An 8,286-nucleotide genomic window follows, 5' to 3' on the forward strand; every position below is an offset into this window, starting at 1 on the left:
ATTATTGCTTGGTCGCTAAGTTAACTTGCGCCGCGCCTGCCAGCTTTGCTTCGTCAATTACTTGAACAAGTAATTCTGTAGGTACTGTTTTATCAGCTTGAATAACCACAGGGCGTTGTTGCTGTTTTAGCATTTGCTCGACACTACTACGCACGCCAGCAACACCAATTTGGCTACCATCAAAAAATACTTGTTGAGAGTCGGTTATAGCTAAAAATATAACTTGTTGCTCAAGACGGCTGGCCGATACGGCTTGTGGTTTATCAACTTCAACGCCGCTTTCGCGTACAAATACAGTTGTAACAATAAAAAATATTAGCAATATAAATACCACATCAAGTAGTGGCGACATATCGATATGTTGCCCCGCTTCTTGCTCTAGCTTGTGCTTTAAACGTGATTGCATAGTGTTACCCTAACTGTTTACTTAACGTATGTAATTTAGGGTTACGCTGCGAATACGCTAAGTAAGCTTGCATTAACCACGCGGGAATAGCGCACACAAGGCCCAATTGAGTTGTTAGTAATGCATCACCAATGGCATCACTCATTAACTCGTTATGGCCCAGCGCCATTACTTTAAATGTATCAAGCAAACCAACAATGGTACCTAATAAACCAAGTAGCGGAAGAGCAGCCGTTAAAATAGAGCTAACCTCTTGCCAGTAGCCTTTGCGCTGCGCTTGGTATTGTTTAAGGTGTAGTAAGTCATGAAAAATTAACTGGTATACAAATAAAGCGAGTAAAAGAATACACCAGCAAATAGGGTTACTAACGATTTTTTCAAACATTGGTTTCTCCTTTTTCTAGTTGACTTAGCTGTAATGCAAAGCCTTCGAGTTGGCTGTAGTACGCTTTTGCTTTACGCGATAGCAGTGCATTTAATACCAGAGCTGGTATGGCAACGACTAAACCTAATTCAGTTGTTATAAGTGCTTGTGCGATACCGCCCGATACAACTTCTGGGTCACCTGAGCCAAACAATGTCATCATTTTAAATGTTTCGATCATGCCGCTAACAGTACCTAACAAGCCAAGTAGTGGAGCTACTGCAGCTGTAACGGCAATAGCGCCAATAAAGTTATCGAGTTTATGCTTATCGTGAATTAACTGATTAAATAATTGATCGTCTCGTACTTGGCCTTTTTCGCTTTGCAGCGTTAAGTTAAATAACTGCTGCTGCATGCCTGCAAATTCACTGCTATTTTCAGCTTTAAAAAATTGCTGTAATTGCATTTGAGAGTGCATTTTAATTTTACTTAAACGCAGTAGTTGCGCGGCTTTTAATAGCGCAATGGTTAGTGCAAAGCAGGCAAATAAAATAATAGGGATAGCCCATAAACCGCCTTTTTCTAAGTGTTCAAGCGGACTTTCTTGTTGGGCTTGGCTAGTTACTAAGTGCGTTAAACTAGGATCAAAAGTAAGTAATGTTGAGCCTACACCGTTTTGCTTTAAAGTATTATCGAGTGGGTTATCGTCACTTGCTGATTGTACTAACGCTACCTTTAATGCATTAGATTCATCATCCAAATTTAATAAACCCATAAGTTTAGGTGTTTGCGTACTAAACCATGCAACAGGCCCTACTTGTAGGGTATTAGCTTGGCTTAATTCGCCATTACTTAGCACAACCGATTGTTTTTTAAACTGTGGATAAAGTGCCTGCTCTTGATTATTAATTTGCGATATAACGCGGCTTAATAACTCGTTTTGGTTATTAGTCGACTCGTTACTGCTAGCACTATTGCTGGTATTTTGGCGCACAAAACGGCTAAGTAAGTTTAATTGATATTGCTGTTGCTGTTGCCAAGTATCTAATCGGGTTTGTAACTGATCGAGACTTAATGTGTTTTCGTCAGCTAGGCGGCGATTAACGGCTGCTTGTTCGCGCAATTTACTGAGCGATTGCTGCTTGGTAAAAATTTGCTTTGCAAGGGTAGCTTGCTCTTTTGAAATACTATTTTGAGTTTTATTTAGAGTACGTTGCGCTGTTTTAATATCACTTAAAATACTTTGTTTAGCATCATCACTGCTGGCTGCAAAAGAAACATTTGCGCTAAAAAGTAAAACCGTGGCGCTAAATACTGCAATTATGCTGTTAGTAGCCATTATTTAGCCCCTTGCTGGTTTTTATTTACATAACTTAATATTGGGAGTGTTACCCAATCAGCAGCGCGCTTTTTTTGCTGTACAGCAATACCCAGTGCAACTTGCTCAGCATTAATGCTTGGGTCAAATTCCCACTGCCAACCTAAGTCACTTGGAAAACCAATACCTACGTAACTTAAATCTTCGCTTACAAACCATGCTTGTGCTGCACCTAAATAAAGCTGCTTTACCCACACTTCTTGCCCATCAGGATGCTTAATAGCCATTTCGTGAATAGAAATACGTTGTTGAAAATCACTAAGTAACGTCAGCATTTTTAGGGCTGTTTGCAATTTGTCAGTTGTACTGAGTTTTGAATCGCTTAAATCACCGGTGTTTTTCCAACTACTTAAAAGTGGCGGGGGGAGTTGCACTTGTAATGAAAGTAATTGCTGAGAAATACGCGCTAGTTGATCATTTAATTGCTGTTGATCATTTTCAAGTTCTGATTGCTGAGTAACAAGCTGTTCGCGTTTTTGGGCAAGCTCACTGGTGCTTTTTTTTCTACGCTGATTAAGCTCGCTAAGTTGCTGCTGCTCAGCATTTAGAAGCGTTAAGGTTTGCTCCATGCTGCTTTTTTGTTCAAGCCAATGAGTATTTAATTCTGTGTTTTGATTTTCTATTTGTAGCCATTTATTAACGAGTTGTTCTAGCTCACTAACAGTGTCGGCTTTTACTGCCATAGTGCTACAAAGCGCGATAACTACGCTAATTGGTTTAATTAAGCTTCGCATTACTTAACAACAATCCTGAAAGTTACGACAAGCAATTACAAGGACGTAATTACTGTTAATTTTTGAGTGTGTATACAATATAGGAATTTACATAACAATGCAATTGATAACAGTTATCGTTTACATTGCGTTGTTTGGGTGGTAGGATTTCGCCGAAATTAAATATGTACCTTAAATTAACAATAGTTAAGTGCTTAATAAAAACTACGGAGTAACCATGAGTAAGCCATCGAATAAAGGAAATGCCTACATAAAGCCAATTGCAGCGGTTGTTACGGCAACGCTTTCAACTTGGGCAAGTGCACAGGATGTTCAAGAACTATCGGTAACTAAAGCAGAAACTAAAACAGAGTCTAGCTATGTTGTTGAAAAATCAACGTCGCATAAATACACTCAACCGTTACTCGATACAGCTAAAACTGTAACGGTAATTAACCAAGCGGTAATGAAAGATAGAAACGTAGATAGCTTACGTGATGCTTTACGCAATGTGTCTGGTATTTCTTTAGCTGCAGGTGAGGGTGGCTCACCTACTGGCGATAGCATGTCGATTCGTGGTTTTAGTGCAACAAATGATATTTTTGTTGATGGTATTCGTGATGTTGCAGGTTACACACGTGATATTTACAACATTGAAGCCGTTGAAGTTGCAAAAGGCCCAGGCTCAGCAGTTTCTGGTCGTGGCGCAACAGGTGGTAGTGTTAATTTAGAAAGTAAAAAGGCGAAGTTAGACAGCTTTAACGACGTTTCGCTACGTTTAGGCACAGAAAACGATTACCGTGGTCGTTTTGATACTAACATTCAAGTAAACGACACAAGCGCACTACGTATAAACCTTCTTACTGATAAAGGTGATGTTGCAGGTCGTGACCATATTGAAAACGAAACAAATGCTGTTGCGTTTGCATTTGCAACAGGGCTTGGTACAAACAGCCGTTTTGATTTAAACCTAGAGTATCAACGCCAAGACAATTTACCAGATTACGGCATTCCGTGGGTTTACAGTGATACGCCAGTAGCTGAACTTGCAGATAGCGCGCGCTCACCTTCTCCTGTCGATTTTGATAATTTTTACGGTAATATTTATCGTGATTACGAAGATATTGAAGCCTACTCAACAACAGCTCGTTATGAGTATGATTTTTCTCAAAATACTACGTTACGTGTTCAAGGTCGTTTAGGTAAAGTAAAACGTGAATCAGTAACAACTGCACCGCGTTACTTCTCTGTTACAACAGACACTGACATTACCTTTGCAGATGAAAAAACACGTGATACAGAAAATTCACTTGCTGCACTTCAAGTTGATTTAATTGGTAACTATGAATTTGCTGGCTTTACTCACGATGTTGTAGTGGGTGTTGAGCTTGCAAATGAAACGTTTACACGCCATAACTTTGTTGCAACTACGCCTGATAACCTAATTGAAGACGAAATACGCAATGACTTATACAACCCTGATGCAACAATTGCATTTACCGGTGTATATGGTCGTGACGGTAGAAGTATTGAAGCTAAAGCTAAAAACCAAGCTATTTATGCATTTGATACAGTAACACTTAATAAACAATGGGAAGTAACGGGCGGCATTCGTTTTGATAGCTTCACTACGGATTATCACAACGATTATAATGACCCAAGCGCTTTAATTTCTACAAGTGATGACTTATTTAGTTGGAATGCGGCTGTAGTTTATAAACCAGCCGATAACGGCAGTATATATTTAGGCGCGGGTAATTCATTTAACCCATCTGCTGAAGGGCTAACGGTATCTACACGTTCAAATGCAGCTGATTTAGATGCAGAAGAAAGCCGCAGCTACGAGCTAGGAACTAAGTGGAGCTTAATGGATGGGCGCCTGCAAACTAATGCGGCACTATTTCGCACTGAAAAAACCAATGCCCGTACTGATGACCCTTTTGCAGATAGCTCAAGAGACGAAATACTCGGTGGTGAACAGCGCGTACAAGGTTTAGAGCTTTCAGCGACAGGCTTAATTACTAAAGAGTGGACTGTAATTGCTTCATACACTTACCAAGATAGCGAAGTAACTAAAGCATTAGGCGACGACGCAACTCAAATTGGTAACGAACTTGCACGTACGCCTAAAAATAGCGCAAGTGTTTGGACTACATACGATATGTCGGATAAGTTATCGTTTGGTTTAGGTGCGCAATATGTAGGTGAGCGTTACAACGGTACTACTGCAACACGCTCTCGAGCGCCAGGTTATACTATTTTTGACCTGATGGTTGCGTATGACATATCAAAAGATTTGAGCCTGCAGTTTAATGGTGAAAACTTAGGTGATAAAGATTACGTTGATCAGCTAGGTGGCGGGCACTTTGTACCAGGTGATGGTCGTAAGTTTAGCTTAACAGCGAGCTACTCTTTCTAAGAGTAAAATAAGTACGGCATAAAAGGGCAGAGTTAACTCTGCCCTTAATTATTTGATAAAAATGTGAGAGGGCGCACATGCTAGTTAAAATTCCAGAGCTATTAACGAAAGAAGAAGTGGCTTATTGTCATGAGGTTTTGCTTAAAGCGCAGTGGGCTGATGGCAGTATTACCGCAGGACATCAATCAACCAAAGCAAAAAATAACTTACAGCTACCTGAAAATAGCCCTGAATGCCAAGAGCTTGGCGACATTATTATGGCAGCACTTGCGCGCAGTAATTTGTTTATGTCGGCAGCACTTCCCGCAAAAATTTTTCCTCCGTTATTTAACTGTTATCAAGGCGGGCAATCGTTTGGTGTGCATGTAGATAATGCAATCAGGCAAGTGCCGGGTACGCCTGTAAAAATTCGTACAGATGTATCAATGACGTTATTTATTAATGACCCTGAAGACTATGAGGGCGGTGAACTTGTTATTGAAGACACTTATGGCTCACATAGCGTAAAGCTGCCAGCAGGCAGTATGGTGCTGTACCCTTCAACGAGCTTACATCGTGTAATGCCTGTAACGAGTGGGCGTAGATTAGCCTCATTTTTTTGGTTACAAAGCATGGTAAACAGCGACGAAAAACGTGGTTTGTTATTTGATTTAGATATGTCGATTCAAAGTTTGTGCAGCAAAGTAGAAGATAGCCCAGAGATTATTCAGTTAACGGGTGTTTATCATAACTTGCTAAGGCAGTGGGCACAGACATAACGAAGATACTCGTTATTAAATATTGGATATTAGATATAAGTAATTAAAAGCTGCGCTTTTCGCGTGAGCAAGCTCTCCGCCTACAGCTAAAGTCTAGCACTGTGGTTTAATTCACTTGTAGACGCGCTGCTTGCAGGCGTTCAAAAACGCAGTTTTTGGGATGGATATTTAAGTAATTAAAAGCTGCGCTTTTCGCGTGAGTAAGCTCTTCGCCTACAACACCGCTATAAATAAAATTGAACACGGTATTTAAAATACTCTGTAGGCGCGGTTTTATACCGCGCACTTACTTTAAGTTTGAAACTTGCTTTACTTAACCCTTATAACCATTAGGGTTATTTGACTGCCAACGCCATGTATCTTGCATCATTTCATCGATACCGCGTACTGCTTCCCAGCCAAGTTCATTAAGTGCTTTTTCTGGTGCGGCATAACACGCTGCAATATCACCAGGGCGACGAGGGGAAACCTGGTAGGGTACAGCCTGATCGCTTGCTTTAATAAATGCATTAACCATTTGCAGTACAGAGTAACCGTTACCAGTACCTAGGTTATAAACTAATGCGCCTGTGCTAGTGGCTATTTTATCAAGCGCTTTTAAATGACCCATTGCTAAATCGACTACATGTATATAGTCGCGTACACCTGTGCCATCAATGGTATCGTAATCATCACCAAATACAGCGAGTTGCTTTAATTTACCGACCGCTACTTGTGCAATAAACGGTAAAAGGTTGTTCGGGATACCGTTAGGATCTTCACCAATTAAGCCCGACTCATGTGCACCTACTGGATTAAAGTAACGCAAAATAGCAAACGCAAAGCGCTCATCTGATTTAGCGATATCTTGTAGCATCATTTCAACCATTAGTTTAGATGTGCCGTACGGGTTAGTAGTACCGCCTACAGGGAAGTCTTCTTTAATCGGTAAGCTTGCAGGGTCGCCGTATACCGTGGCTGACGAGCTAAATACTAACTTGAATACACCCGCGTCGCGCATTGCATCAACAAGCGTAAGTGTACCTTGTACATTGTTTTGATAGTACTCAACGGGCTTTGCAACCGACTCACCCACTGATTTTAAACCCGCAAAATGTATAACACTATCAACCGTGTGTTTTGCAAATACTGAATCTAAAAAGGGTTTATCGAGAATATCGCCTTGGTAAAAAGTAGCTTCTTTACCTGTGATTTTTTTTACGCGTGCAAGAGATTCTTGTGATGAGTTACTTAAATTATCAATAACAACAACATCGTTACCTTGCTGTAAAAGTTCTAAAACAGTGTGCGAGCCAATATAGCCAGCGCCACCGGTTACTAAAATAGTCATGAAAGCTCCGTGGGTACCTTTTATCAATTGAGTTAATTTCACCATAAATAGAGGTGATTTACATGCTTTATCTGTAATTTCTATAGTTTAAATAACATCTTTTTTTAATAACGGTAAATCAAGCACTTTTGATTATATTTTACTCAGTACAAGTAACACTTTATACTTAAGATTAAGTTATAGTTAATAAACAAGTGCTAAAATGAGTCTAGTAATAGCTAATGCTAGGTTTACTCCAGTCTACACTTTTGTGATTGGTCTACCTCTTTGGAGAAAGATATGAATTTAGTTAAAAAAATAGCAGCAACAATGTGTATTGCATTGCCTGCACTTGCCCATGCGGGTGAGTCTGTTGTTAAATGGCATGACTTTAATGATTATCGTGATGTGCGAGCGTCAAACCAAACTAAGAGCTCATATCATAAAAATATTGCGGCAAGTTTTGAAAAACATATGGCTAAATTAGCTGAGCAATTGCCAAAAGATTATAAATTAAATGTAGAGTTTACTGATTTAGATTTAGCAGGTGATGTACGTTATGGCGGTATGGACGAAATTCGTGTAGTAAAACCGATTTACTTTCCACGCATTAAGCTAAATTATTCGTTAACCGATAACGACGGTACAGTATTAAGTAAAGGTAGTGACGTAGAGCTTAAAGACATGGGCTTTATGGATAAAATTAAAATGGGTCGCGACGAATCATTTTATTACGAAAAACGCTTACTAACAGAATGGTTTGGTGAGCAAATATTACCAAGTTTAGATTAACTCAAAATAATAATGCCGCTAAATAGCTAACACCGATCAGTTAAGGTATTTTTGATCGGTTGACCGATTTTTTGGTTGCTTCACAATACCCTTATCATCTTTTGATTATGAGGGTATTTTTATGCTTAGTCATTGGTTACTTGATAC

General features: G+C 39.7%; 8 protein-coding genes. 3 read left to right on the top strand and 5 right to left on the bottom strand.

What is annotated here, in order from left to right; all coding sequences use genetic code 11:
* Position 1 precedes the first annotated feature (1 nt).
* The 4 genes from I6F49_RS10725 to I6F49_RS10740 are packed head-to-tail and all read right to left on the bottom strand — an operon-like array spanning position 2 to position 2,882.
* Positions 2-406, bottom strand: coding sequence for an ExbD/TolR family protein (locus tag I6F49_RS10725; RefSeq protein ID WP_010555259.1), 405 nt, complete (start codon positions 404-406; stop codon positions 2-4).
* Between the two features lie 4 nt (positions 407-410).
* Complete coding sequence (locus tag I6F49_RS10730) at positions 411-791, bottom strand: MotA/TolQ/ExbB proton channel family protein (RefSeq protein ID WP_002960812.1); 381 nt, start codon at positions 789-791, stop codon at positions 411-413.
* Complete coding sequence (locus I6F49_RS10735; RefSeq protein ID WP_166419402.1) at positions 784-2,109, bottom strand: MotA/TolQ/ExbB proton channel family protein; 1,326 nt, start codon at positions 2,107-2,109, stop codon at positions 784-786. Before I6F49_RS10735 ends, I6F49_RS10730 begins: the two co-directional genes overlap by 8 nt.
* Positions 2,109-2,882 carry a DUF3450 family protein gene (locus I6F49_RS10740; protein ID WP_166419401.1) on the bottom strand — a complete coding sequence of 258 codons (774 nt, stop codon included), beginning with the start codon at positions 2,880-2,882 and terminating at the stop codon, positions 2,109-2,111. Before I6F49_RS10740 ends, I6F49_RS10735 begins: the two co-directional genes overlap by 1 nt.
* 217 nt (positions 2,883-3,099) lie before the next feature.
* Here I6F49_RS10740 and I6F49_RS10745 point away from each other — a divergent pair, with 217 nt between their 5' ends.
* Complete coding sequence (locus I6F49_RS10745; RefSeq protein WP_166419400.1) at positions 3,100-5,280, top strand: TonB-dependent receptor; 2,181 nt, start codon at positions 3,100-3,102, stop codon at positions 5,278-5,280.
* 77 nt (positions 5,281-5,357) lie between these two features.
* On the top strand, positions 5,358-6,038 hold the full coding sequence (locus I6F49_RS10750; protein WP_197180380.1) for a Fe2+-dependent dioxygenase: 681 nt from the start codon (positions 5,358-5,360) through the stop codon (positions 6,036-6,038).
* A 313-nt stretch (positions 6,039-6,351) separates the two neighbouring features.
* Here I6F49_RS10750 and galE read toward each other — a convergent pair whose 3' ends face one another.
* Positions 6,352-7,368, bottom strand: a complete 1,017-nt coding sequence (gene galE / locus I6F49_RS10755; protein ID WP_165729230.1) for a UDP-glucose 4-epimerase GalE — start codon at positions 7,366-7,368, stop codon at positions 6,352-6,354.
* A 279-nt stretch (positions 7,369-7,647) separates the two neighbouring features.
* Between galE and I6F49_RS10760 the strand changes: the two genes are divergently transcribed.
* Positions 7,648-8,139: a DUF3016 domain-containing protein gene (locus I6F49_RS10760; protein ID WP_165729228.1), complete on the top strand. Its 492-nt coding sequence runs from the start codon at positions 7,648-7,650 to the stop codon at positions 8,137-8,139.
* Positions 8,140-8,286: the final 147 nt, after the last annotated feature.

It is taken from the genome of Pseudoalteromonas sp. SWN166 (genome assembly GCF_015864485.1).
Taxonomy (GTDB): domain Bacteria; phylum Pseudomonadota; class Gammaproteobacteria; order Enterobacterales; family Alteromonadaceae; genus Pseudoalteromonas.